At 54.1% G+C, this 26,870-nt stretch carries 23 protein-coding genes; 13 read left to right on the top strand and 10 right to left on the bottom strand.

All coding sequences use genetic code 11. The features are described from left to right. Window positions 1-2: 2 nt before the first annotated feature. The 4 genes from arsA to Poly59_RS02730 all read right to left on the bottom strand — a co-directional run bounded on the left by arsA (window position 3) and on the right by Poly59_RS02730 (window position 3,893). Complete coding sequence (gene arsA, locus Poly59_RS02715; RefSeq protein ID WP_146532512.1) at window positions 3-1,778, bottom strand: arsenical pump-driving ATPase; 1,776 nt, start codon at window positions 1,776-1,778, stop codon at window positions 3-5. An 89-nt stretch (window positions 1,779-1,867) separates the two neighbouring features. Continuing rightward, window positions 1,868-2,242 (bottom strand): arsenite efflux transporter metallochaperone ArsD, encoded by a 375-nt coding sequence (gene arsD, locus Poly59_RS02720; RefSeq protein WP_146532513.1) that lies wholly within the window; start codon window positions 2,240-2,242, stop codon window positions 1,868-1,870. Between the two features lie 27 nt (window positions 2,243-2,269). Further along, a complete protein-coding gene (gene arsB, locus Poly59_RS02725) occupies window positions 2,270-3,490 on the bottom strand; it encodes an ACR3 family arsenite efflux transporter (protein WP_146532514.1) in 1,221 nt (406 codons plus the stop codon). 76 nt (window positions 3,491-3,566) lie between these two features. Then, window positions 3,567-3,893, bottom strand: coding sequence for an ArsR/SmtB family transcription factor (locus Poly59_RS02730; protein WP_146532515.1), 327 nt, complete (start codon window positions 3,891-3,893; stop codon window positions 3,567-3,569). 642 nt (window positions 3,894-4,535) lie between these two features. Between Poly59_RS02730 and Poly59_RS29195 the strand changes: the two genes are divergently transcribed. From Poly59_RS29195 to Poly59_RS02740, 4 genes are all read left to right on the top strand, one after another. After that, on the top strand, window positions 4,536-4,682 hold the full coding sequence (locus tag Poly59_RS29195) for a hypothetical protein (protein ID WP_186775976.1): 147 nt from the start codon (window positions 4,536-4,538) through the stop codon (window positions 4,680-4,682). A gap of 117 nt (window positions 4,683-4,799) precedes the next feature. After that, window positions 4,800-5,150: a hypothetical protein gene (locus Poly59_RS02735; protein WP_146532516.1), complete on the top strand. Its 351-nt coding sequence runs from the start codon at window positions 4,800-4,802 to the stop codon at window positions 5,148-5,150. After that, window positions 5,134-5,373, top strand: a complete 240-nt coding sequence (locus Poly59_RS29200; protein ID WP_186775977.1) for a hypothetical protein — start codon at window positions 5,134-5,136, stop codon at window positions 5,371-5,373. Before Poly59_RS02735 ends, Poly59_RS29200 begins: the two co-directional genes overlap by 17 nt. A 415-nt stretch (window positions 5,374-5,788) precedes the next feature. After that, a complete protein-coding gene (locus tag Poly59_RS02740) occupies window positions 5,789-7,486 on the top strand; it encodes an SHD1 domain-containing protein (protein ID WP_186775978.1) in 1,698 nt (565 codons plus the stop codon). A gap of 39 nt (window positions 7,487-7,525) precedes the next feature. Here the strand turns inward: Poly59_RS02740 and Poly59_RS02745 are convergent, their stop codons facing one another. Beyond that, on the bottom strand, window positions 7,526-7,837 hold the full coding sequence (locus Poly59_RS02745; protein WP_146532518.1) for a VF530 family protein: 312 nt from the start codon (window positions 7,835-7,837) through the stop codon (window positions 7,526-7,528). Between the two features lie 297 nt (window positions 7,838-8,134). Here Poly59_RS02745 and Poly59_RS02750 point away from each other — a divergent pair, with 297 nt between their 5' ends. From Poly59_RS02750 to Poly59_RS02770, 5 genes are all read left to right on the top strand, one after another. Then, on the top strand, window positions 8,135-9,010 hold the full coding sequence (locus Poly59_RS02750) for an MYG1 family protein (protein ID WP_246151330.1): 876 nt from the start codon (window positions 8,135-8,137) through the stop codon (window positions 9,008-9,010). A 260-nt stretch (window positions 9,011-9,270) separates the two neighbouring features. Next, entirely contained in the window at window positions 9,271-10,206 is a 936-nt protein-coding gene (locus tag Poly59_RS02755; protein ID WP_146532519.1) for a hypothetical protein, read from the top strand. Further along, the gene (locus Poly59_RS02760; protein ID WP_146532520.1) at window positions 10,203-12,434 is read left to right on the top strand and encodes a DUF1553 domain-containing protein; all 2,232 of its coding nucleotides are present in this window, start codon (window positions 10,203-10,205) and stop codon (window positions 12,432-12,434) included. The genes Poly59_RS02755 and Poly59_RS02760 overlap by 4 nt, the downstream gene beginning before the upstream one ends. Before the next feature lie 7 nt (window positions 12,435-12,441). Next, window positions 12,442-13,770, top strand: a complete 1,329-nt coding sequence (locus Poly59_RS02765; protein ID WP_186775979.1) for a DUF1501 domain-containing protein — start codon at window positions 12,442-12,444, stop codon at window positions 13,768-13,770. Next, complete coding sequence (locus Poly59_RS02770) at window positions 13,767-14,921, top strand: WD40 repeat domain-containing protein (RefSeq protein ID WP_146532522.1); 1,155 nt, start codon at window positions 13,767-13,769, stop codon at window positions 14,919-14,921. The genes Poly59_RS02765 and Poly59_RS02770 overlap by 4 nt, the downstream gene beginning before the upstream one ends. Here Poly59_RS02770 and Poly59_RS02775 read toward each other — a convergent pair. Both Poly59_RS02775 and Poly59_RS02780 read right to left on the bottom strand, forming a co-directional pair. Continuing rightward, window positions 14,860-15,786 (bottom strand): DUF6528 family protein, encoded by a 927-nt coding sequence (locus Poly59_RS02775; RefSeq protein ID WP_146532523.1) that lies wholly within the window; start codon window positions 15,784-15,786, stop codon window positions 14,860-14,862. The genes Poly59_RS02770 and Poly59_RS02775 overlap by 62 nt on opposite strands. A gap of 141 nt (window positions 15,787-15,927) precedes the next feature. Next, the gene (locus Poly59_RS02780) at window positions 15,928-16,242 is read right to left on the bottom strand and encodes a TMEM14 family protein (RefSeq protein WP_146532524.1); all 315 of its coding nucleotides are present in this window, start codon (window positions 16,240-16,242) and stop codon (window positions 15,928-15,930) included. A gap of 424 nt (window positions 16,243-16,666) precedes the next feature. On the opposite strand from Poly59_RS02780, the gene Poly59_RS02785 reads away from it, so the two are divergent. The 4 genes from Poly59_RS02785 to Poly59_RS02800 all read left to right on the top strand — a co-directional run bounded on the left by Poly59_RS02785 (window position 16,667) and on the right by Poly59_RS02800 (window position 22,762). Next, on the top strand, window positions 16,667-17,965 hold the full coding sequence (locus Poly59_RS02785; protein WP_146532525.1) for an MFS transporter: 1,299 nt from the start codon (window positions 16,667-16,669) through the stop codon (window positions 17,963-17,965). A gap of 807 nt (window positions 17,966-18,772) precedes the next feature. Further along, entirely contained in the window at window positions 18,773-20,875 is a 2,103-nt protein-coding gene (locus Poly59_RS02790; protein WP_146532526.1) for a helix-turn-helix domain-containing protein, read from the top strand. 128 nt (window positions 20,876-21,003) lie between these two features. Next, entirely contained in the window at window positions 21,004-21,897 is an 894-nt protein-coding gene (locus Poly59_RS02795; RefSeq protein ID WP_146532527.1) for a hypothetical protein, read from the top strand. Further along, on the top strand, window positions 21,872-22,762 hold the full coding sequence (locus tag Poly59_RS02800) for a DUF6339 family protein (RefSeq protein WP_146532528.1): 891 nt from the start codon (window positions 21,872-21,874) through the stop codon (window positions 22,760-22,762). The genes Poly59_RS02795 and Poly59_RS02800 overlap by 26 nt, the downstream gene beginning before the upstream one ends. Window positions 22,763-22,962: 200 nt before the next feature. Here the strand turns inward: Poly59_RS02800 and Poly59_RS29205 are convergent, their stop codons facing one another. The 3 genes from Poly59_RS29205 to Poly59_RS02810 form a co-directional block, all read right to left on the bottom strand. After that, entirely contained in the window at window positions 22,963-23,115 is a 153-nt protein-coding gene (locus Poly59_RS29205; RefSeq protein ID WP_186775980.1) for a hypothetical protein, read from the bottom strand. Between the two features lie 36 nt (window positions 23,116-23,151). Further along, window positions 23,152-23,445 carry a S1/P1 nuclease gene (locus tag Poly59_RS02805; RefSeq protein ID WP_146532529.1) on the bottom strand — a complete coding sequence of 98 codons (294 nt, stop codon included), beginning with the start codon at window positions 23,443-23,445 and terminating at the stop codon, window positions 23,152-23,154. Between the two features lie 162 nt (window positions 23,446-23,607). Then, window positions 23,608-26,868, bottom strand: a complete 3,261-nt coding sequence (locus Poly59_RS02810; protein ID WP_146532530.1) for a DEAD/DEAH box helicase — start codon at window positions 26,866-26,868, stop codon at window positions 23,608-23,610. Between the last annotated feature and the right edge of the window lie 2 nt (window positions 26,869-26,870).

Here is a 26,870-nt window from a genome sequence, read left to right on the forward strand (position 1 = left end):
CGCTAGTGCGTGAGAGAGGAATTGGAACCGACAACGCGTCGCAGTCCCGCCAGTCCGACAGGCGGTACCGCTTGCCAAGGGATCAGTGCAACGCGACTGGCCAGCGACGACTTGACTTCGTCGATGAACGGCAACTCGTGATGTTGCCGACGACGCAGGGTTGGGTCTGTGACTGCGAGCTGCACGAGACTTTGATTGATGACCCACGCGAACGGTTCAATTTCCGCACGTCGCAAGTCTTGCTGCAACTTGGCTGCTTCGTGAACCGGCGTCGCTTCGGGCAGAGTCACCACGAGCACGCGAGTGAACTCGGGGTCACGCAAACGCGGCAACAAGTTTTCGACCGACTCAGGCATCCCGCTGGCTTGCCGTGTCACTTCGCGGTGGTAGGCGAGTGCCGAATCGAGCAACAAAATGGTATGACCCGTTGGCGCGGTGTCCAAAACGACAAAGCCGTTGGTGCCTGCGGAAACGGCTTTCGCGAACGCTCGAAAGACTGCGATTTCTTCGGTGCAAGGGGAACGCAAATCTTCTTCTAGCAACGCCTTTCCTTCGGCATCCAAATCGCCGCCCGCAGTCTGCAACACCTCGTCGGTGTAGTCAGCAGTTTCCTTTGCCGGATCGATGCGACCAACCGTTAACCCTGATAAATCTTCGGCCGCGATCGTTGCGGCAATATGAGCAGCCGGGTCCGTCGTCGAAAGATGCACGTCGAACCCACGCTCGGCCAAGGCAACTGCGACCGCCGCCGCAACCGTCGTTTTTCCAACGCCGCCTTTCCCCATCGCCAAAATCACGCCATGACCGGTCGCCGCCAAATCGTCGATCAAGGAACCGAGACCTTCCGGATACGAATCGATCAATGGCAAGTCATTGTCGTCATCGACTCGATCCGCCGCTGGCTTGCCAACTTTTCGAAGCGAATCAACACCCATCAATCCATCCCAGGTCAAAGGAATCGTCGTTCGCTCGAAGCCTCGAATAGAATCTGGCATCGCCGCAATCGCATCGTTCCCACGAATTTGCATCGCCGTCGCAATCGGGTCGTCCGTCGAATTAGCTGTGAAGACACCGTTGACGATCAGATGCAGATTGTTCACACCCAAATTCTGCAATTCGACGCTCGTTCGAGCAGCTTCGCGAAATGCCGACGGCTCGGGACGGGTGACCAATACCAAGGTAGTTGAGTTTGAATCTGCTAATGCTTCGACAGTGTGTTTGTAGAGCAACGTCTGAGCTTGCAATCCCGCCAACGGCCCCATACACGATGTTCCGGTGGTGTTGTTTTCAATGAACCCCGACCATGCCGACGGCAGAGTCAGCAAACGTAACGTGTGACCGGTCGGTGCGGTGTCAAAGATCACGTGATCGAATTCGGATGTCGCTTGTTTGTCACCAAGCAACTTTGAAAACTCATCGAACGCCGCAATCTCCAGCGTGCAGGAACCCGAGAACTGCTCTTCCATGCTGCGTACCGCCGCATCGGGCAGCACGCCGCGGTATGGCCCCACCATTCGTTCGCGATACTCCTTCGCCGCCGCCTCGGGATCCAGGTTCATGGCAAACAAGTTTGGCACCGATTCGATCGGTGTCGGATGGTTGCCAAGTTTCGTGCCAAGCACTTCGTCGAGGTTCGATGCCGGGTCAGTCGAAACGAGCAATACTTGCAGCCCGCGATCAGCCAACTGGATCGCCGCCGCGCACGCCATCGACGTCTTCCCGACACCACCCTTGCCGGTGAAGAACAAATTTCGCGTCGCTTTGTTTAAATATCGCATAGTGAAACTTCTCGATTACTTGGAGTTGTCTGTTAGTCGGTCATCGTATCTCGCGAACGATTTCGCAAGCTGGAACCTCACGCGACTCACTAACAACAACCCGTGCTGCCGCCACAGCAACCTGAATCGGCCGCCATCGGTAAAGTCGGTTTTGGTTTTACCGATGTACCTGTCCACATCGCAAGATTCTCTCGCGATGGATACTCGCTGCGACTGACAACACGATCGTCGACAATCACCAACGGCAAGCACTCGACGCCTTCGTCAGCAAGCATCTTTTGCACGGTCGTATTCTTAGCGAACTCGGCTGGCTCTTGAGCCAAATTGAAGCGTGCGACGTCGTGACCTTGGGACTTCAACCAATCAAGATCAGCGGCAAATTTCGGCAACACCGGATCAACTTGTGGCCCGCAGACGCCAGTCGAACAGCACATGGCTTTGTCGTAGATTTGAACTTTTGTCATCACGTTTTCTCGTATGGTAAGGGGATACTAAACAGAGCGTCTCAGTTTGCCTTCGTCGAAAGACTCGGCTGGGAACCAGCCTTTCGTTTTGATGCAAAACTTGACCAAGCCCAGCATCAATGGCACCTCGATCAGCACGCCCACAACAGTCGCCAGTGCTGCCCCGGACGACAATCCGTACAACATCGTGGCCGTCGCGATCGCGACTTCAAAGTGATTCGATGCTCCGATCATTGCGGTCGGAGCAGCGGACTCGTAGTTGAATCCCATCGCTTTGCTGATCCCGTAGCCAAGTGCAAGAATCACTAGAGTTTGAATCGTCAACGGAATGGCGATCCACAAAATCGTCAGCGGGTTTTCAACAATGGTTTCGCCTTTGAAGGAAAACAACAAGACCAGCGTTGCAAGCAGAGCTGTGATCGTGATCGGCGTCAGGAAATGCAAAAACTTTTCGCGAAACCACGCTTCTCCTTGGGTTGCGATCAGCCATTTTCGCGAGATGTAACCGGCCACCAAGGGCAACGCGACATAGACGCCAATCGACAACAATAACGCTTGCCAAGGAACAGGAAGCTGGCCGACTCCTAGCAGGAACCCACCAAGAACTCCGTATAGAACCAGCATCACCAGCGAATTGATCGCGACCATCACCAGCGTATGCCCATCGTTCCCTTTCGCCAAAGAACCCCAAACCAGAACCATCGCCGTGCAGGGAGCAATTCCAAGCAAGATGCAACCTGCCAAGTAACTTCGCCAAAGCGGAACTTGCAGCATCTTCACTCCGTCGACCAGCACCACCTCACCAGCACCATACGATGCACCAAGCTCAAGACTGCTGCCCAAAGGAGCTTTTACGTAATCGACGGCATCGGGGCCAATGAAGCCCAGAAACAAGGTGCCAAGGAAGAAACTGGCGATCGCGTACATCGTGAACGGTTTGATCACCCAATTGAGAACCAGAGTCAAACCAACAGGCCGAATCGCTCTGCCCGCTTTCACGACTTCGCCGAAGTCAATCTTGACCATGATCGGGTACATCATGAAGAACAAACAGACTGCGATAGGAATCGAAATCACGGGCGCATCGTTGACATAGATTGCCATCGCGTCGAGTGACTTGGCGATCCCTGGAGCGATCTTGCCGAGCGTGATTCCGACAACGATGCACAGGCCAACCCAGACGGTCAGATAGCGTTCAAAGAAGCCGATTCCTTTTTTGTCGGTGGGGCAGGTATCGGGTTGATTCATTTCCGTTCTTCCAAGAAGCCGGTTTAATATCGTCTATCGCCGCTAAACGATAGACACGAGTAAAAAGAGCACACGGTCACAATCCAGCCACCAATGCCTTGAGTTGTTTGAGTCGCTCGGCGTTGATGCAGTAACAGACCTTGGGCCCGTCGACTTCCCCCTGGATCAAACCCGACTCTTTCAGAATCTTCAGATGCTGAGAAACGGTCGACTGAGCCAGTGGCAACTGGTCCACGATTTCGCCACACACACATGCCTCGCGACCAATCAACAGTCGCACGATTTGCACACGAGCCGGATGAGCGATCGCCCACGCGAGCTTGGCGAAATCGTCCGCCGTCGGATCAGCCTTCAGCTTGACCGGCGTCGAATCACAGAGTTTCTTTGGAGATTGCTTTGCCATGAGATCCCTTTATCGTCCATCTACGATAAACGATAACACCAAATACCAACGGCGACAACAGAAAAAGCAAGAATCGAAAACACCGCCGTCACCCGATGATCGCGTTGCCCGCGATTAAGCGTTCTCGGCCGAACAAAAAAGCACGCAAAAAGAGCGAATTTCTGAAGCGTGCTCGCAGCACCGAATGCCAAACATGAGGCATCGAAGCAATGATGTTCCAATCGATTCTTCAAGGAGGCTTGTTCACAACGACTAACCACCACAGCGCGACTTCGCCGAAATTCTCTTGATCTAGCCAGCCAGCCACCTTGCTTGAGCATGGGAATCAGCTGTTCACTGAAACCCATTCGGCCCACCGGACCGACGATTGAAGACTCTGCTCTCGCCGTGGCCAAGATCGCTGAGTGTTGGGGTTGCCAACGTCGATCGCTTCTCGCTCGTCTGCAACGGACACCACGTATCCGCCCCGGATGACAACCCGAACCAGACTGTCCGGCTCATGGTCGACGGTTGAAAAAGACGACTTCGAAAATGGCCTGATTTTTCGGATTACGAAAATTGTGTCTCTTCGCGACATTCCACGGTTCTCCGGGCAGCACATCATGCCAGCCTCCCCCAGCAAGCCATGAAAACGCAAACAGCTTGGACTACGGCGGGTACAGCGAAGTCGTTGCCAATCAGAGCGGGTATGGCGAAATTGATCCTGTCGGGGCGGTGGACTGCGCCTACGACAATCACATGGCATCGATCGCAGGTGTTGCGGTCGCGCAGCACAAAAAGAAGATCTGAGAGGATTTTCACGATCAACTAAACACGCAACTCCGAATTGCGCCGTCGGGAAGTGATTCGCTTAGAAACCTGGCACTGGGCAAATACAAACTTGAACAACTGGACAGCCAGCATCGCATGGGTGACCTGCTGCACGCATACTTGACGCATTATAAAGAAGTGAAAGCGACCTTGCCGTTCTTCGAGTGGCTCAACGGGCTCGGTGAATTTGGTGCGGTCGTCGCAGTCCGTCACGCCTTCCAGCGTGGAAACTCGGCGGGCAAGGACAACGGCGCCAACGTCATGCCGTCCGCAGTCAAATCGATGATTCGTGGCGTAGCCAATCTCGATGAACAGGCTCGCGTCCGCTACCGCGTTGACCGACATGCAGAAATTTTGTCCCAAGCTGGCCGACCACTCGACACCACCGACATGCAGACAGGCCTTCTCGGGAAGAGGATGGGCAATATTTGTGCTAAGCCCAATTGACGTTTTCTATACTGGCAGCCACATCATCGGCCAGTTTCACCATTCCAGCTTCCTGCGGGGAAACTCGGTGAAGGGGGCTGGCGAGTGGATGGTCAAAAATGGAACGCTGAAAATCATCACGTCCAAGAGCGGACACTATCGGCCCCAAAAGATACATTTCATCAACTGCTTCAAGTCGCTCGGACCGCTATCGCGCAGCCACGGGACGCAAGTCCGCGTCTAACATGTCAGCGACAAAGATCCAAAGAGCAAGGGCCTACTGGTCGCTGCCACCGAATTTCTTGCAAATGACAAAAGCTATAGCATTTTCAAATCCGACGGCGTTTAAAAACACCGTCGAAAACTCACGACTCGATTCGGAACGAGCCCGCCGAGCGGCTCATAAAACTCTTCGAGACAGCTGCACTGGATTCCTGGAGAACGCCCCCTGAAGGAATTCCTAGCATCCAAGCGTTTGCCAGGTTTCTTCCAGGTCTCGTGGCAAGATGCCGTTGCCGCCAACGTTGGTACAAAGAACAATTGCGACGCCAGTTTGCCTGAAAACAATGATTCGATGCGTTTGCCAGCCGGTCGAGCTAAGATGCTAATCTTAGGTTCGGCGGGGAAATCGATCGAAATCATTTATGCAAAGGTGTCTCGTGAACTATCGAATTGTCTATTTGTTGTTGACGCTTCTTTGCGGGCCAATTTTGTTTGGCGATGCGTGGGCGGAAGGCTTGGCCTATCGCTGGAAGGTGGGCGATCAGTTTGCTTATCAGGTCAAAATCGAAGTCGACAAGCCCGACGAAGTTGAGACGTACGAAGGCGTACTGCGATATGAAGTCAACCAGTCTGACGATCGATGGTCACAGTTGACGTTCCGTGGTGGGATGCCCAAACAATCTAAACGTAAAGCTCAATATCAAACACGCGATCCTCGCGAAATGATCATCAGAATGCCATCGTTCCCTGATCCGTTTGCTCGAAATCGATTTGCGGGAACATCATCGACCACCAACAAGCTGACGATCAGCTCGACCGGCGAAACGGTCGCGATGGAAGGCGATTCGCAACTGCCATATCTGATTGGCAACATTTCGCAGTTGCCGTTTGAACACTTGCAAGGATCGGGCGGCAATGGCAATGCAGACGCCTGGCAGATCGTAGGCGACATCACCGTCGAGCAGAGTGATGGCCAAAGCCGATCGATGTTTCCGTCTGCGTTTGGTCAGCAAGCACCGCGAAAAGTACGTACGGCAAGCGAACAGACAAGCTTTCAGTTGCAGGGTATCGAGGGCTCACTGAAAACTTTCAAAAAGACGTACCTTTTGAAAGCTCCACCGATCGGTGACAAGGCTGCCTATTCAATCCAGGGCCAAGGCACCTGGGTCTTCGATGCCGTCAAACAACGTCCACATTCGCTACGTTTCGAGCAGTCGTTGATGACCGAGGACAGTAACGTCTCGGTTCGTGTGCCGATCAAGATCACCTATGACCTTTTGTCCGAAGAACAATTGGCGGAAATGGATCGAGAGTCGACTGAACGCCGCGAAAAAATGGCGCGAGATGCAGAAGAGCGGAAGCGCCAACAAGAAACTCCGCTGACCATCGGCGAGCAACGCCTGGCGCTCAAGAGCTTGGCATCGGGCAACGACGCACAACTCGTGCAAACACTCAACGAGTTGGCCCAAAAAAATCTGCAAAACCCTGATCCAAAAATCGTCGCCGCGATTGAAAAACGGTTAAATGATCCGAATCGCGCCGTCGCCAGTTCGGCGGACCGAGCCATGAAAGCTTGGTCGCCGGTTTACGAAGAAACAGTCAAGCTAAATCAAGCCTACCACGATCGCTCATCGCCCGTGGATTCAACCGGACTCAGAGTCCAATCGACGCGTCAGCTCTTCGGCGGCCAGATCATTCAAGCTCAAAACCATGGTTCGTTCTGGTATCCCGCCGAAGTGATGGAACTTCTTCCCAGGAACCGAGTGTTGGCAAAAATGCGTGGCGGGTCACGCGAAGAAATTGTGCTGGACCTTACCAAGATTCAATTGGCGCCCGACTTAGTCGATCAACCAGCGCGGCCGTCGCGTTCATCACGGTCACCTTCGTCTCGGTCAACGCCGTCGCCGTTTGAACCAGAAACCGACACCGAATCGGAAGATCACCCTTGGACAGACGTCACCGGCAAGCACAAAATCGAAGCCGAGTTCATCGAGATCAGTGGTGACTCGGTCAAGCTAAAACGGGTCGACGGAAAAGAGATCATCGTCCCTCTAGAAAAACTTAGCCAATCCGATCAACAGCGAGCCAAGGCTTTGCAAGACGCAATCGAAGCGGATGACAATCCCTTTGATTAAAACGATCACGCGATCTCGGCATCCCCACAACTGCCTTCGCTATTTCTTTTTCTTTCGCGCTCGATCCCATGCACTTTCCGTTTCGCTCTGTCCTGCATCGGTTTCAGGTTTGTTCTTGCCGTGCCGCTCGTCATAACTGATCGAGTTCAAATACAACCGTTCAACTTTCGCTCGGGCCCAATCTGTTTTTCGCAGAAACTTCAAGCTGCTGTTGATGCTCGGCTCGTCGTTGAAGCAATTGATGTTGATGCGGTCACCCAACTGCTCCCATCCGTACTCAGCAACCAAGTACTCGAGAATGGTTTTCAGAGTAATGCCGTGCAACGGATCGTTAGACTGAGATTGATTCATGGCTCTAGATAAAACGAACTGGTTATTCTGATCAAACAGTGACCGCCGACCGAAGTGCACTTGCCAAGTTCCTGGATCGGGCAACAAGTCTCGCTGTCTCGCAGCGACATTCTAGACTTGCCCACGTAAGTTCTCGATGGGGAACAAATCCAACAGTTAAGAAGCATTCGAACAGCAAACTCAGGGCGTAGCTCAAATGCAATTGCCAATCGCGACAGGTTCCGTTCATTGGTATTGTGGGTATGTTTTTGTGCTGAGTGATTTTAAACTGATCCCAATTGTGAATTGCGCCTCCTTATGACCATGCAACTGATCGTGACCCATCCGGGCGGAGCCCACAAAGACGATTTCCTTGCCTGCAGTCTGCTGGCACACTTGCATGGGGTCCCAATCCAGCGGCGCGAGCCAACGGACGAAGACTTAGCCAATCCATCAATCTGCGTCGTCGATGTCGGTGGCGCTCACGATCCTGAACGGAACAACTTTGATCATCACCAGTTCCCTCGCGATGCTCCGCCACTTTGTGCCTTATCGCTTGTGCTGCAAAGCATGGGACTTTACGAGGACGCATTGTCCTTTTGTGCTTGGCTTCGTCCGGCAGAATGGCTCGATACGTTAGGCCCAAACCAAGCCGCCAAGTTGATGGGAATTCCTCGCACGGCATTGGGAGCACTGAATTCGCCCGTCGACATCACTTTGCTTAACCGATTCGCTGGCAGCACCGAGCTCAATCCCGACAATCCCATTTACCAAGTCATGTGCATGGTGGGCGAAGACATTGTCAACTACTTGAAAACGTTGCGGCAGCGATTGGACTACCTGAAAGAGCACGGTCAGTACTGGACGATTGAAACGGATGGCGAACCGATCGGAGCATTGTTCCTGGAAAAAAGTGATGCGATCTCAGGTGATCCGTCCTTTGGGATCCACGCGTTCATCGAGAGCGAAGGAAAGGAGAATGAGATCCAAGCGTTGGTCTATCCTGATCGGCGTGGCAGCGGGTACGGATTGACTCGGTACAACGACAGCCAGCGTTTGAATTTTTCGCAAATCGAATCACACGATGAAGTTCGTTTTGCCCACAAACATGGCTTCGTCGCAAAAGTCTCAACAACGGATCCAGCAAAGCTGAGAGAACTACTGAAACTCGCCGTTGCCAAAATCAGTAGCTGAACCGGCAACGTGACACGAGAGCGTCTGGGCTCGGCAAACGCCAGGAAAAATCATCCTCCACGTCCGATCCGCCGCAAACATCCTGAAAGACGCGATGAGCGCTTAGATTCGCGATTGATAACGGACAAGGCAGAATTTTAATTGCCAACCCTACCGGTTTTCCGTTCAATCCGTTTGGAAATTCATTCCGAACCGTGGCGACGTGGATTCCATACTGCGACAATGGGCTGCTTCTGAACTTGAACATTGGGTGACGTGTGATGCGATTCTTTTGGTTGTCGTCGATCGTTTTTTGCTTGACGCTGGCCGCAGTTGCCGACGACTTAATCTTTTCGGGGCCTCAGGTAGGCGAGCCAGTCGTCCCGTTCGAAGCCAGGATCGTGTTCGGCGAGGACGCTGGCAATCACGTCAACGTGATCAAGGGCATCGATGACGGTCCAGTCATGTTGGTCTTCGTTCAACAGGTCACCCGGCCCTCAATCGCGCTGACTCGCTTGCTTGGCAACTACGCCAGCACGAAGAAGGACGAAGGTCTTCAATGCCGACTGATCTTTCTGACCTCGGATCCGACGGAAACGGAGGCCTGGCTTCGCCGTGCTCGTGGAGCGTTGCCCGAAGGTGTCTCACCGATGATCTCGATGGATGGAATCGAAGGTCCGGGTGCCTATGGTCTCCATCGAAAGATGACGCTGACGATCCTGATTGCGAATCAAGGGAGAGTGGTCGCGAACTTTCCCCTAGTTCAACCGAGTATCCAAGCCGATGCAGTCAAAATCGGCCAAGCGATCGAAAAAGTACTCGGTCGCAAACAGACGCCTAGCTTAGCCGAGATGGGATTCGAAGAACGCCAAATGGGAATGCGAGGACGTGCCGATTCGTCTGAACAAGAAGGCATCTATCGCCAAATGATGTCGCCGGTCATCCAGAAGACGGCGACACCTGAGGACGTCCTTGCAGCAGCCGAGCAGGTGGAACAGTTTGCGGCTAAGAATCCCTGGTTCAAGCAACGTGTTCACAAGGCCACCAATCTGATCGTCGATGGCGGCAAACTTTCCAACTACGGGACCTTATCGGCACAGAACTATCTCAAGAAATGGGCCGACGAGTTTGCACCTGACAATGACGAAGACAGCGATGAGAACGGCGGCAAACCAGTGCCAGCGAGCGATGACTCAAAAGACGCCGAATCTTCATGAAACATTCCTCGCTCGATCGCTGTGCTGTGCTTCAGTTCGATGCATTGGCTCGTGCCTTGTTCTCTAGCGCTGCATTAATTAGCACGTTGATCATTGCGATGTCCAACGTCAATGCAGAGGCTGCGGAGATCGATTTCGATACCGAAATTGTGCCGTTGCTGTCGAAAGCGGGCTGCAACGCCGCGAGCTGTCATGGTGGTGCGGCGGGCCAAGCCGGGTTTCGCCTTTCGCTGTTCGGCGGTGACCCCGAGTTCGACTATCGGACGATCGTTCGCGAACTTTCTGGCCGCCGAGCGAACCTTGCACGCCCCGCCGATAGCCTGATCCTGTCAAAACCGACTGCTCAATTGGAACATGGCGGCGGGCAAGTTCTGGAACCCGATGGAGAACCAGCAGAGACGATCGAACATTGGATCGCCACCGGTGCTCGTCGAAGACAACTTCGGAATCTGGAGCATTTGCGAGTGACTCCAACGGACTTTGTCGCTGACTCTGTGCCGGCGACCGTTTCAATCCAAGTGACGGCGTTCTTTGACGATGGTCTTCAGCGAGACGTAACTGCCCAGGCAGTTTACGTTAGCCAAAACGAGTCCGCCGTGACCGTCGACGATTTTGGCATCGCGACAGTTACTGCCCCCGGCCGTCACTGGGCAACGGTACAGTTCGCAGGCCAAGTGGCGACGGTTTCATTCACCACGCCAATGGGCTCCGAAAAATTCACGCTGCCCAGCTCTGCGACAAACAATTGGATTGACGAACAGATCAACACAACCCTTCGTCAGTTGCGAATTGCCCCCGCAAACCCCACAAGTGATTCCGCGTTCCTGCGAAGGTTGTCGCTTGATCTGACGGGTCGATTGCCTTCTCCCACTCAGATTGAACGCTTTGTTGATGACGAGGCAGACGATGATGATTGGCCGGCCAAACGTTCACGCATGATCGACGACCTTCTAGATTCAGAATCGTTCGTCGACTACTGGACGCATCGCTTGGCCATCCAATTGCGGCTTCGCAAACCCGGCACCGATGAAGTCGCGGCCGACGTGTTCTACGACTGGCTAAGGGACCGCGTTGGCGACGACACCGGCTGGGACGAGATTGCAAAGTCGTTGATCCTTGCCGAAGGGGACACGCACCAAAACGGGGCAGCGACCGTCCACCGTTTCTTCGCAACTGCACGCGAGGAAGCGGAGTACATCAGCGAAGTATTGATGGGGGTCCGGCTGAGATGTGCGAATTGCCACAACCATCCGCTGGACCAATGGACTCAGGACGACTACCACGGGCTGGCTGCTATCTTTGCCGGGTTCGAACGAAACCAGCATGTGCGATTTACCGGGCGTGGAACCGTCATTCACCCACGCACCGGATCCGACGCGCTGCCTCGCATCCCCGGTGGTCATTTCCTGCCACCGAACGCCGATAACCGCCACGAATTTTCCCGGTGGCTGACCGACAAAGACAATTCGTACTTTGCTAGGGCCATGGTGGGTCGCGTTTGGCAATCGTTGATGGGACGTGGCCTGATTCATCCGGTCGATGACCTTCGCGCGACCAACCCCGCTTCGCACCCCGGACTGCTGGATCAACTGACACGTTTCTTTGCCGAAAATGATTTCAAGCTCCGTCCGCTGATTCGACTGATCTGTAACTCCGCCGCTTACCAACGATCCTCGGCGGCACCTGCGACAGGTCCGACCGACGACACAATGCAGTTCTACGCCCGCGCAATCGTCAAACCGCTAGACGCTGAAGTTCTGGCCGATGCGATCAGTGACGTGACCGGCGTCCCAGAGAACTTTAACGGCGTGAACCGGGCTATCAACGTGGTCGACCGTGCGTCGACGTCCGACAGCTTGCAGTTTCTTGGACTGTGTCTGCCTGGCGAAAACTGTTCCACGCCCAGCAGCTCGGGTCGCGGGATCGCATCGAAACTGCATCTGATGAACGGAGATTTGCTGAACGCCAAAATCATCGACAACGATGGTCGGCTGCAGAAGATGATTAGCAAGAAAATGGCAACCAGCGAGATTGTTCGTGAGCTCTATGTTCACGCATTGTGTCGCGTTCCGTCGGACCGCGAGCTGACTCAGTGGATCGAACGCATCGATGCCAGCGCGAATGCAAATACACAAGAACAAGAAGCGGAAGCGGAACAGAGGCATCAGCGGAGCGAAGACTTTTTTTGGGCGCTGCTGAATTGCCATGAATTCACTCACAGCCATTAGGTCAACCATGACACCACACGGCACATCGCTTGGACGTCGAGACTTCCTTCGCGTTGGCGGGATTCCTGCCCTGGGATTGGGAATGCACGCTTTGCCAACCCGATCCGCGGCGGGGGCGGAACTGGCGAAGGCACCGGCCAAGGCCAAATCTTGCATTTTGATCTGGCTCGACGGCGGACCAAGCCACCTGGAATCGTTCGACCCGAAACCAAACTCGCCACGGGAAGTCCGCGGGCCGTTTGGCGTTATCGGTACGTCAGTGCCCGGCATTCACGTAAGCGAACTCTTGCCACGAACGGCTGCGACGATGCAGCATTCGACGATCATTCGATCGATGACGTCGCCATTAGGCGAGCACAATTTTGGTACGCATTATCTGTTGACCGGATACAAACCAACACCCGCACTGAACTATCCAGCCATGGGTTCGGTCATTTCGCATCTCGGTTCCCGCGAAACCTCGATTCCGTCGCATGTCGCGGTACCCGACCTACGAGTTGGCGGCGGCAAGTTCCTGGCCCAGGGCTATCTTCCCGCCAATGTTGCTCCGTTCGAAGTTAGCGGTGATCCAGCAAACAAAGATTTTCGCGTTCGCGATCTCGATCCGTTCCCGGGTATCGTGGACGAACGGATTGACCGCCGAGCTGCCTATTTGCGGGCCCTCAATCGCATCGACGAAAACGTGCAATCGAGCTCACCAGACGACCCCGCCTTCGAACAAGCCTATCGGCTGATGACGTCAACTTCCGGCAAGCGTGCCTTTGACCTGTTGGCAGAGTCCTCGGAAACTCGCGGCCGTTACGGTGCGAAGTCGATTGGACAGTGTTGTTTGCTGGCCCGTCGATTGGTCGAAGCCGGCGTTCCGTTTGTGACCGTCAACAATCGTGGCTGGGACACGCACAACGATTTGGTCACACGGCTGAAGGAGGGATTCACTGGCGCGAAACAACCCGTAGGGCTGATTCCATCACTCGACATGGCCTATTCGTCGCTAATCACCGACTTACATGACCGCGGACTACTCGGCGAAACGTTGGTCGTCGTGATGGGCGAATTCGGACGCACTCCCAAACTCAATACGCTCGGCGGTCGAGACCACTGGCCACGTGTGTTCAGCGTGATGATGGCCGGCGGCGGCATCGGGGGCGGGCAAGTGATCGGGTCCAGCGACGACATGGGCGAAAGTCCTCACGACCGCCCCGTGACGCCAGCCGACCTAGCCGCAACCATCTATCAATTGCTGGGGATCGATCCCACGACCATCTTGAACACGGCAGACGGCCGCCCTGTCAAAGTGAGCTTGCATGGCACTCCGATCAGCGAGTTGGTTGGATGAATCCTTGGCATCCTCGACGAAAATTCCAGTGTCGTTTGCTGATCGCAATCACAGTGGCGATTACCGTATCGCTTTCGCCATGCCTGGATTCGGTTGCAGAGCAGCCCGAAAACGAACGCGCTGCCGCATCAGTGACAGCGCCGCCCGTGACAGCGTTAGCGATGGCCCCGTCCGGTGACAGGATTGTTTCCGGATCACAAGCCGGAATCTCGATTTACAAATGGCCATCAATGGCGATTGTTGAAAGTCACGATTTCGAAATCGGGCAAATCCAAAGCTTGCGATTTTCACCAGACGCAACACGATTGCTGATCGCCGGTGGCAAACCGAGCGAGGTTGGACAGTGGCAAATCGCGACGTGGCCGGACCTTTCGATCGTCGCATCAAGCTCGGAGCACGACGATGTGATTCACTCTGCGATCTGGCTTTCGGATGATCGATTCGTCACAGGGGCCGCAGACACCGAAGTGATCCAGTGGCAAATGCAGTCGCATGCGGACGCCAGCAGTCGAGCCACAATTGTCAGGCGCCTGACCGGCCATTCTCGCCGAGTGCTCAGCGTCGAATCAATCGACCGTGGTCGGCTGTTGATTTCAGCCGGTGTTGACCAGAGCCTGCGAGTGTGGAGCAACGACGCGGATTTGGTGACGCCGCTGCGAGTCCTGGACAACCACACCGGCATCGTGCGTGACCTCGCCAGACGCCCCGGTGATCACCCGATCGCATACCTGGCATCAGCCAGCGCGGACAAGACCGTTCGAATCTGGCAACCGTCGATCGGCCGACTTGTACGATTCGCCCGGTTGCCGGTCGAACCACTTTGCATCGCTTGGTCCAGCGACGGCAATCAGATTGGCGTCGGCTGCATCGACGGCAAGCTACGGATCGTCAACGCTAACACCGTCACAGTGGAACAAACGCTGCCAGCGGTCAACGGCTGGGCCTACTCCATCCTGGCCACCCAAGACGGCAGCTACATCATCGGCGGCACCGACGGAAAACTAGCCCACGTCAAACCCATTCCCCCCACCAACCCGCTAATGCAAAACCATCAATCCACCCCAGCGACGCAAGGCGGACGTCGTGCCGTCATTCAGCCGGGTCTTTCGTTGGCATGTCCCAGCGGATTTTGTAGAGACGCTGATCACTGATTTGAATTGGCTTCGCGTCGGTGAATCGAATCGTGTCGCTCCACCAATCCTCTGCCGTAGCTTGGTGAAAGACGATTCGATTCGACGTGGCGTGACGATCGACCGACTTGACCTTTTCTTGATCTCCAAAACCTTCGGCGACAAGGAAGTTGAGTTCGTCACAATCGAAAGTCAACACTTGCGTGTCTGTGGTCACGTAGAGATGTTTAGCATCGTGTTGCGGCGAAAGATCGTGTCCGCCGTTACTAGGTAAGGACGTCCGTGAACGTACCGACCATCGTACAGCCGGCTTTGCGTTGGCATCGGCAACCAACGCCAGCAACTCCTTCTCACCGAGCGCCCAGAGGCAGTCGCGTTGGGCGTCCCAAACCAATCCGTGGGCTCCCAACAACACAAGTGACTGCACGACCATCGCAGGCTGTTGAATTTCGTCGCGATCGAAGAACTGAACTTGATCACCACCGAAACTCGAAGCAACCGCAACCTGACGACCGGGCAACAAGCAAGCACTGTGCGCGTTGCGTGATTCGGCTAAGAACTTGCATGCTTTCGAGGATCGATCTATCAGTGCGACCGCGCCACTCGACGACGTGATCAACAGCAAGTCGCCTTCACACGGCTTGCAGTCGTCCGTCGAACGAAACCGTTTTCTAATGTCTTCTGGAATGGATGGCGATTGTTTCGAATGCCAACTCCATTTCTTGACCTTCGGGTCTTCGATCGCGATGACAAACACCTCATCGCCGCCACAACAAATCAGATCATGCGTGTCCGCAAACGCTGTCGTTGAAAGCGTGGCGATAGCGAGGAAGCAAGCTAGAAAGCAGATCATAAAAGTCGCACAGGTATCTCTAGCACGCTTCATCGGTGGTCTCCAAAAAAGAGATGTTGGACAGATTAGATTCCGAGACCCTGGCCCTCTGCGCAGTGTTCACCAACTAGCGCGAATGTTATTGAGGGCAATCGTCCATGACGAACTGCCGCCATCCGCGTTGATTCCTGGAACCTATTGAAAAAAACTGAAAGCAAGTGTGCCGACGGTGATGAATCCCAGGACGACAATCAACAGGTTTGGCATGACCTTGAACTTCTTCAGCAACGAGGGGCCAAACTGGCTAAGCAACACCAGCGAGACAACGATCCCAAGAATTGCCCCCGCTGTGATGCCTCTCGCAATCAGAAACGCCGACAGCAGGAGGAGTCCGCCGGTGATACTGCCGGCGATCAAAGAAGCTTTGCTTGCCGCTTTGACATACCCGATGACTCCTCCAAAGACGACAAAAGCTCCGAAGATTGCTGTCACGATTACCGGATAGTCCACAAAGTCTCTTTAATTTCAATGGCCAATTTCTGGCAGAAGTGATTCTGCGGATTCGAACACAAGTCCATCCACACAAACTGCCTTTCACTGAATTGTAATGGCTCGCCCCCAAGGTACCAGCCACCAGCACCACCTCCACGCACTTCGCACACCCGCGCAGAACTCAAAGCTGCTTCTGGACAAAGGGAACTTCCATCAGGTGCCATCCATCAACCCGGCGGGGACTTCCGTGAACTGTCGGTCGACTTCGGCCGCGCGTGCGCGGTGCTCAATAGTTTCTGAGTCCTTGAACTGCAGCGCCCGAGTGCTCGATTGCCGAAGTGCTTATAGCACGGTGCGCCTGGGCAAATCGTTTCACTGAGATTGTGGAGAACGCGATTGTCGTTACAAAACAGGCTTTCACGTTCTCTCTAAGCGAAGCGTAATGCTCCACCGGGCTTCGGATACATTGGCCGCCAGGCTGCCGTTTTTCTACGGATACTTGATGATTCCGCTTGCGATGGTGCTGCAAATCACAACCAGCCCTGGGCAAACGTTTGCCTTTAGCGCGTTCACGCCGTCGTTTCGCCAAGCGTTTGCGATGAGTGACAGTCATCTCACATTGGCTTACATGTTGGGGACGTTCTTGGCGGCGATCCCACTCACCATTGTCGGTCCGCTGTCGGATCGTTTCGGATTGAAGTGGTTGTCAGCGTCGGCTGTTCTGGGAGTGTCGGCAACCTGCTGGCTCGCCGCGACTGCATCGGGCTGGTGGAATTTGTTGCTGGTTTTCTTCCTACTACGTTTTCTCGGTCAGGGAGCATTGAGCTTGTTGAGTGGAAATGCGATCTCGATGTGGTTTCGAAATCGCATCGGCCGAGTGTCGGCGATGATGAGCATCGGAACAGCACTCGCGTTCGCTTGGGTGCCGGGGCTGATTGCCGACTCCATCAATTCCATCGGCTGGCGGCAAACGTATCAGGGGATCGCGTTATTGGTCACGGTCTGCACCCTGCCACTTGTGTTGATCTTCTTTCGGAATCGACCTGAAGAGATTGGTCAGTGCGTCGATGGCGGGCAACCGCATCGCACGCTCAACTCCGGCGCCGTCCCCAAGAATGACGGCCTTGACGAGCCCATCAAAATTGAGACCGAGCCGTCGCTGACATTCGCTCAGGCGATACAGACGCCAGCGTTTTGGATCCTCGCCGTGACGAACTTGGCCTGGGCGCTCATCGGAACGGGCGTTGTGTTTTACCTCTATACCATTTGCCAACAGCGTGGTTTCGACGCCCGCGTTCCCAGCAACCTGTTCAAGACTTTCGGCCTGTGCATGTTGGCCGGACAACTTGGAGGTGGAGTGCTTGCTGACTTTGCGCGTTTGAATCGAATGCTTGGCGTTGGCACAGCGATGCTGTGCATCGGCATCGGTTCTTTGCTGGTCGGGCGAAGCGAAACGACACTGCACACATTCACCGTATTTTTCGGCGGCGGCCAAGGCTTGCTATTGGCGGTCGGCTCGGTTGTCTGGGTCCGCTACTACGGCCGCGAATCGCTGGGCGCGATCCGTGGCACTGCTTGGTGCGCGACCGTAGCCGGCAGCGGCTGCGGACCATTGCTGATGGGCCTGTCGCGGGATCACTACGAAAGCTTCGATCCAGCAATCACGCTATTCCTAGCAATCATGATCCTGCTATCGATCGCATCTTGGTTCGCCGTGATCCCCAAACGAGACTTAGCCTGAGCCAAACCGGTCAATTGCTGCACGCAGGATAGAGAGCGATTGCCTGCAAGCCCGCAAGCAACGTTCACGAGAGGCTGCGCCTGCTCGAGCGCACGAAAAACCCCGCCAGACATTGCATCGGGCGGGGTACAGGATGGGCGATACAGAACTCGAATCTGTGACCTCTGCCGTGTGAAAATTATTTTGGCCGTTCCAGTTTTCAGCATTTATCCGGCGTTAGTGCACTATAGCGACCAGTTTGCAGCTTTCTCAAGCCCTCTCGCGTGCTATCACGGATTCTCCGCGTTTCGCGGTATTTGACAGTCGACCGCGGTAGCCAAAACGGTACATACCGCTTTTCGGTTGGACGTCCATTTGCGCCGTGCAGGCGGCCCTAACCGACCGAAACGACTGACGCTTGAACCACTTCCCCGCAGGCCGGCTGAACCGAGCTCCAAAGCCCGGCCCGAACCGACGACGCTCCAGTGCATAGTCACGAGGGAATGCGGAGCAGGGACGAAGCCTTGAAGGGAGCGACGTTCCGCAAACGATCGTTTCTTTCGTCGGAACCGGACAACTGCCGCTCACGGCGAAGGCGATGACCCGAGCGACGGAGATTGCGCAAGCGGTCGCCTTTGCTGGAGAGGGTTTGGACATCCACAACCGCCGAAAGCTGTCAAATAGACTGGAGAGGAGCGGCACTACGACTTCTTGCTGAACTCAAGCCGCCATAAAAAAGCACTCGAAGTAAAACGAGACTTGACAATATAACCTAAAGGTTATAACTTAGCCCTTCTTGGTAATGCCAATTATCCGTTGGAGAAAAAGATGGAAAACCTCGGCGAAAGACTAAAAAAGGCAATGAAGGCAGCAAGGAAATCACAGACAGACCTTGCCGTTGCTCTCGACACATCCCAGCCCGCAGTGTCCCAATGGTGTACAAACAAGAAGAAGCCATCGGAGGATAACCTTGAAGCAATATCTCAGTTATTGGGAGTTACCGCCTCTCATCTAAAGTTCGGCGAGGGCCGTGCCGCCCTTCAAGATCCTGCCTCTGTTCGAGCAGAGTACTCAGAAGGTGATCGCTGGTGTTTTCGAGATGCCCCATCGGATGGAGCCAGAGACTTCGGCAACGCGAACGTGTGGGCTTTTGATCCAACTATTGAGAGCTTTGTTCGCGAAGTGTTACAGAACGCCAGTGATGCGGCGTTGCCGGGCGAAGGCGAGAATGTCCAAGTCAAGTTCAAGCTGATTCGGCTCCGTGGTCAAGATCTGAAGAGCTACTTCGATGCACTGCAGTGGGGAGGACTCTACTCGCACCTCGAAGCGTCTGCGGGCACCGAACAAAAGCTTGGAACGCTACTCGACACCAACCTTCAGCACCTTCAATCCAGCGATGAGCTTCTACTGCTTGTCGTGGAAGATTCGGGGACGACCGGCTTGATCGGACCGGAGGCTGGCGAAGGCAAGTTCGCGGCGCTTTGCCGTAACAATCTTGACTCCAATAAAGAAGGGAATGCGTCCAAGGGGGGAGCCTTTGGTTTAGGCAAAGGAGTGCTATGGCGAGCATCCCGATTTGCAACCGTTCTTTTCTGCTCTGACTTGATTAAGCCTGAGAACGGTAAGAAAGAGCTACGGTTGATCGGACGAACGGACCTAACGTGGCACGAGCTTGACTCCAACGCATACGCAGGACCAGGATGGTTCGGCGATGTTGACGACGAATCAAAGCGAGTGAACTCACTGTGGGAGAACCAAGTCCTAGCAAACGATCTCTATATAAACCGTCGCGGAGTTGGCGAGGGAACCTCTGCATGTGTGGTTGGTTTCCACGACCCGAGCTCTGACCAAGAAAAGGAGCTTGCCGAACTAGCTTCGGAAATCGAGACCGCCTCCGCGAAACACTTCTTTCCAGCCATGCTTTGGGGGAAACTGTCCGTTGCAGTCGAGACCTACGACGGACGACAATCTTACAATCAGAAATCTCCGAAAACTTCGGTCCAAGTTGACCCACGCGAGCATGCCCCAGAGTTCGCGAAAATGATTACAGCGTGGCGAAACGAAGAGTTGGCAGAATTGCCAGCCGAAACGGGCGATGTCGTTGCAGCCCCTGTAAGCCTGACTGTCTCCAAGAAAAAGAAATCGGGGCAATCGAAAGAACTCCAACACGATGGCCTTTTGTTGGTTCGCTACGCAGAGGACGAATGCAAGAGTGAATCATGCAACTCACTGGTGATGCTTCGCGGGCCTGGAATGGTGGTAAAGAAGGTCTCGCTGAAGGGTATCAGTCTTGGGGCGAGGGACTTCCACGCAATACTCCTGGCAGGATTGGCGGTTGATTCGACTCCCGAGGCCGACGCAGCCGATTTGTTTTTGCGGGCCGCTGAACCGCCCGCTCACAACGACTGGACTAACACGCCTGACTTAAAAGCGAGCTACGAGTGGGGATGTGGAAAAAATGTGTCGTCGTTTATTCAGGCTGCGAAGGAACGAATTCGCGAACTCGTCAAGGCTGACGCCCGAGACCTTGGTAACGGCCCCGACGCGATTCGTGAACTATTTCGTGTTGGCACAGAACGAGGCGATACACGAGCCTCTGCTGAACGTCCACGAGTTACTCCGGTTAGCAGTCGAGTTGATGAAGATGGACGATGGGTGATTGAGTGCAAATGCAGATTCACTCAAAGCAAGAAAAGGAGATTTGCAAAGCCAGTCTTGCTCTTTCTAGCCGAATCAGGTGGCGGGCAACCCGTCTCGTGGGAAAAAATCGAGCCGATTCACAATTGTGCTATGGAAGGCGACTGGCTCGTAGCAAACCCGAAGACTCGAGAGATTGTTTTTCGTGGAACCAGCAGTGTAAAGGACCATCCGGTGCCTGCACTTCAATCGTGTGTTTCTGTTGAACTTAGAAAAATGAAGCTAGAAGGCTAAATCAAATGAATCCAATATTCCCTTATCCAACTTTACCCGTTCCTCTCCAGGCGTCGATAACTAAAGCCGTCGTCGATGGAATAACTCTCGATGACAAGATCGTTTTGGAGCAAAAGCAACTTGTGGCAATGCACGATCATTTCGACCCAAAATGGAAGCGTCTTGATGCAACATTAGACGTTGCTATTCAGCCAGAAATCGTCCAGCAATACGAAACTGACCATGGCGAATTGCGTGTCTTCGCCTCGCTAAACTGTCGGCCAACAAACCAACGTAGCAGTGTCGAGCTGTTTCGCTCGCCAACCGAACGAGGAAGATGGACTGGTTCGGTGAGCGTCGATCGCGATTCGTTTGCCGGGCGAGTTGACCTTGCAGTAACTGCATCAGCGACCGCAAATGGACTCGCAGGCCGTGTAGTTGGTTCCAGCGATCCTTGGTGGATTTTCGTGGATGAACCAAACTCACTGAAAGTCGGTGGCGCGTTGCGTGTCGCGTGGGTTTCTTTCCGCGCCCCCGAAGCTCCTGCCCTGGCTCAGCAGTATCCCGAATCAACCCATGTTGTCGAGCTTGAAGGCCCAGTGCCAGTCGTCTATCTAAATCAGGATTTCGAGGGACTCTACGCACTCCTTCAAGACCGAAAAGACCGAGCGCCAGTTGAATTGGCACTCCATGACGCACATCGCTATTCAATCGCTCGAAGCGTATGGATGGCACTGGTGCTGGACTCGGTGATGTCCGTTGAACCTGGAGAGGAAGAGTCGGACGCGAACTGGCCAAGCAAGGAATGGCAGAGCGAAGTTTTGAAAAAAGTTCTTCCAAAAATCGCTCCTGACAAGACCGACCAAGAATTGCTGAATCTCGCAGCTAATGATTGGAAATCCGGAACTAGTTCGGCAATTTTCCTTGGCAGAGCGGAAGCCGTCGTCGGCGAAGTTGTCGATAGCAATGCGGCACTTCGAAAATCACTACACAAGCTAAACCGAGCAGGAGTATTCCATGACGAATCAAAACAAACTTCGTAATCTACGATTGTCAGTTCGGACGTTGCTGGACGAAAGCTTTCGATCACTTAACGGATCGAATCTAGACACAACTGAATTTGAAGATGATTTCCACCGTGATATTGACCTTGAATCGCTGGCTGCAATCGTGGCTGAGGCGGAATCAAGGTTTGGTGCTCAGGTGGAGAAAGCAGACACTTGGTTAGCTCCCCGCGTTCACGCTAGTTTGCGACTAACCCGTCGAGAAGCTTCGAGAAGAGAACTGTGGGCTTATCTAAATGTTGCCGCGTTTCCTGATTTTGTACGGTGGCGTCATACTTCAACCCAGGGGCCGAGCAAAGGCCTAATCGACATAGGACGGTTCATTGGCGAAAACAGCCGCAATGCACTCGGACGACTCTGGTGGGCAGCCGAAATGACACGGAACGGAAGTGATTATTCATTGACGGAGAAAGCGATGTCTACCACGCGATTCTCAATCTCATGGCAATCGCTCGACACACTGCACCATAAAGCGTTTGCGCTCGCGTGCGTTAAGTTCCTGACCGAAGGCAATGGCGGATCACCACTGAATGACGTCGCTGGAAAACGACTGGCTAAAGCAGTGAACCTTTGCCTACGAACGACGCACATAGACGCGATCGCACCGAGTCAGCTGCTTGACGAAATTGCGATACAGGATTGGGTTAATTCAGTTCCGGACTATACAAGATTCCTGGATTCACTTCCGACAGGTCCTGACGAAGATTCTGTAAACCCTGATGACATTGAAACTTTTATCAATTTCTTGTCTGATGTCGCAACGCAAATTGATATTTTCGACAGCGTGCACGATGACTCGACAGAGGGAGAAGAAGCCAGTGAAATCGACGCAATGACGACGTAACACTGTGCTTGAACTCGCGCTTTCCGATGCTCTTAATGCGTATCGCACGCTAACCCAAGAACGCCCCGCAATCCATGAACAACGTTCCAACCGAAAGACCATCAAGAGTTTCAACAACGAATGGGACGCTTCCGTGATTTCGCCTGTGTAAACGTGAGTGCGACCAAGCTCTGACGACTCAGCAAGCCACGTCGATGGCCTTAACCAGACGGCCGAACGCTCCAACGGGACGTCAACGCTTTCCAGTTCGGCAACACGCCGGCGTACGTCGCCAGCCGATGCACTGCCGCCAAGCAAGTTGTCCCAAGCGGAGTAAAGTTTCCCGCGACCGCTGAAACGGATTGAGTTACCACCACGATCACCTTAGGAAAAGTCGGAGCGTACAAGCTTCAAGCATGGCACGGCTGATGACCGTCCACGAAAAGATGAAGAACCCAGCAGAGGGCAATTGCTCGGTCGGCTTTCGATCGTGACTTGTCGCTAAGAACCTTGACGCAAAGCTCGGTCGCTTGGCCGATGCGCAAACCTTGAGTGTCGAGAGTAGCATCGGACGGCAGCAGCCCAGGCGGATCCGGTGGCGTCACGTCGCCGAGTACGGTAGTCGCCACAAGTTGATAGTGCCACGTCGGACGGTCGTGGCTTGAGCGTCGAATCATGTCGGGCCAACAACTGGCAACACCCATACGCCAACGGTCGACTGATTCGGGATCGGTCGTCCCCCCTGGGTGTCTTGAAGTGCTTGTCGAATTGCGGACAGTGGCCCAGAACGTCCATGACAGCGGCTCGTTCCGCTGACCTGTACGCCATCGTCTGCTGAACAAGCTGAACCTCGGAATAAGCCCCTGTCACGATTCAGTCTCCCCAGAAAGCTGTTTCCAGACCTCTCGATAGTCTTCCCCCGTCATCGTGGCACTTTTCGGGGCTGCAGCGCTCCACTCTTTGTCCGTCAGCGAATGCAAGAAGTCACGGGCAGACTTTACCGACCTTTTGCTGTCTTTGACGTCGCTTGAAAACTTTCTGCCCAGCGGTTCTGCAACGCTTCTCGGAACTGCGTTCATTCGCAATAAAACAGCCGACTCGGTCTTCACACCGTGGTAAATCATCGAGGGCAGCGTATTAATTTGTCTCGCGACGTCCTCCGGCAAACTGTTGAAGTCGAGACCTGACGTTGGCATTTTGCTCAATGCAGATAAGCCCCATGGGCCTGCATTACAGAGATTTCGGTAAACCGCTTTGCAAGCCTTCGATACTGCCATGGTCATGCTTATGCCATCTTCGGCGAAATACTTCTCCGCGATCTGCCGCAATGATTTGCCGTTTACCCAATCTGAAGTGATGTTAGCAATCTGTTCGTTATCGGCTCCCGATTTTCCAATTTCCTCCAGCGAAGTTTTCAATTCGCCCACGGCGAGCATCACGCCAATCAATTCAGGAAGAGAAGAAGACGCAGCCGAACCAAACAGACTGCTTGGCTCCCAATCGCTGACCGTTAATTTCTCGTCCAGCTTGGCAAGTCCAAGGAGTGCAGTTCTGACCCCTTCGGGCGTAAAGCCTGTTGAATCAGCGAGTGAGACATTCACTTCGTGCTTGGACATTTCGGTCACATAGCCATTCGTCGCCCGCAATAGAGCATCGGCTTTCGCGGTATCTTCTTTTGACTTGCTGGACCGAAGTTCGGAGTACCCGTAGGTGCTTCGCAAGAGTTCTTCCGTGTGGGCCAAAGCGTCGTTAAGAGATTTGGATTCTCGCATCAAGTGAGCGATGTAGCATCGAAAGTCGCGCCATTCGTCCGAAGCAAAAACCTGCTCAAGGCTATTGAGCTGCCCCAATTCCTGGACGCCTTCTAAGAGTTCAACCAATCGTGAGACGAGGTCGCCGGTACTCTCTTGTACAAAACGCGTTACATCATCTTCGTTGTTTCCGCCCGCCAATCCAATGACGCCTACCGAGTCCTGGCCGAACCGACCAGCTCGGCCGGCAAGATTCCAGAACTCTCTTGGGCTCATCGGTTGCCCGTAAGGATACTTATGAGAAGCAAGAAAGACCGATGAGACGGGGAAGTTGATCCCCTGAGCGATTGTCGTGGTCGCGCATAAAACTTTCAACTTCTGTTCTTCAGCCAGCCATTCAACGAGGGATCGAATTTCGTCTGACAACCCCGAATGGTGAACAGCAACTCCGTGATCCAACATTTGAATCAGCTCAAAGTCTTTGCCGATCTCTGTCTCCAGAAAACGCTGCACCAGTTGGACTTCAGGGTGAATGCGTTTTCGCCTTGGGAGGTTCGCTGCAAGATGCCGAGCCATTGACCAAACGTGATTCGTATTAGTCGCGATGGTGATGCTGGTGCCACGGGAGCAAAACACGCTCGCCATCGCTGCTGCTTCAACGGTTGGTTTTCCGATCACCTTACTCTTCGGGAGGTTGAGGGGTTTTACACCATTAACATTGTGCCTTCCCTTTAAGTGAATCGTGTTCGGAGTCGTAACAAGCGTTTTGAACCGGAGTCGCCAACCGGCCTTTTCGGAGAGGTCCGCGACCGAGTCAAACACACCCACGATTCGCTCGTTTGGCTTCCACGCACTTGTCCCAATGCTTATGACTTTACCGGACTCCTTTCCAAGCCAGTTAGCTAGGTCCTTGGAATTTGGAACAAATGGCATCAGCAAGAGAAAGCTTGCCCGACTGTATTCACGCTGAATGCTGGCCAGCAGCAATTCAATACGAAGCCCTCGCTTCTCGTCCTGAATATTGTGAGCTTCGTCCATCACAACCAAAGCCAACGGGCGGTGATCGAGCCTATTGTTTCGCAGAACGAGTTGCAGCTTCTCTGGCGTACAAACCAGGATGTCGAACGCCGACCCTTTTGCTCGAGCAGACAACATGTCGTCCTCGAATGCATCGATCTCGACCGCTCCAGTCAATTGCTCGACAACGACGTCGAACGGCTCAAGATCGCGTCTCAGCCGACGCGTAATTTGCGACACCAACGCTCGCGTCGGAGCAACATAGGCAACCCAGCCTTTGTCCTGCTCAAATTGATTAAGCGCTTGCAGCATTCGGAACTCGGCTAGCAGTGTCTTCCCACCGGATGTCGGCATGTCGACAACGATCGCCCGCGCCGCTTGATCCAACAGTCCCTGTTCCTGAAGTGCCGCACGCTGCGGAGGAAGCAACTCGAACATTGCCTGGCTGCCTTCGGTGATACTCTTCACGAATTTCGTGACACGAGAATTCACTTTCCCGGCGACCCACCAGATGGAACCAGCTACCATTTTCCTCGAAGTTATGTGCAGCCACTTCAGCAATACTTCCAGTGCTGCATCTTGAGACGCCGGCGCTGCCTTCAATGCTTCATCGAAATGTCGATCGAGTTTCTCGTTAATTCCGATTGGCGTTCCTTGAATGACGTACGTCGCGAGCAGTTCAGTAGCTTTTGCAAAATGGTAGAGGGCCACCAGTCTCAGCGCCATAACTTGACTCTGACGTCCGTCGCTTCCCTCCAGTAGTTCGCTCTCGAAATTTTCCTGATCCTCCCGTAGGCCTGCAACGATCTCTTGAATGCGGTGCAGATCGTCCCAGCTATCCTTGCGAAGCAATCGTACCCAGCAGGCGAAAAGTCGATACAAGATCCGTTTGTCCCATGGCTGATTCACAACCGAGGGCGCACGAAGCAGTGACTTGTTTTCTTGCATCCATCGACGGAGATCTGTCCAGCGATCCCCGCAATAGGCGAGTGAAGCAAGGTGAAGAATGTGAAATATTCGCTCATCATCTTCGGTCGGGACTGGCAGCAACCGTCGGAACTCAAAAGCTCTCCAAGCGCCAGCTTGGGCTTGCTGTTGCAACGCGTCGGTGCCGGCCGATGCATGGAGCATCGCATCGAGTCCCTCGGTTGCAGCAACCTCGTAGGCTAAAGCCAGTCGGCTGAGTAGATCCTCGTCAGTCGGCTTGTCTTTAAATGACAATTCCATCTGAAGTTCGGTTGCCGCTCGAACCAATCTAATTTGAGCAACCTCCTTTCCTCGCTGACGATCCGGCTTGGAGATCGCGGTGACCGCCCAATGCTTGTCGACGCCTCGGAGGGCTTCTTCAGTGACTAACATCG

This window comes from Rubripirellula reticaptiva (genome assembly GCF_007860175.1).
In the GTDB taxonomy this organism is placed as follows: Bacteria; Planctomycetota; Planctomycetia; order Pirellulales; family Pirellulaceae; genus Rubripirellula; species Rubripirellula reticaptiva.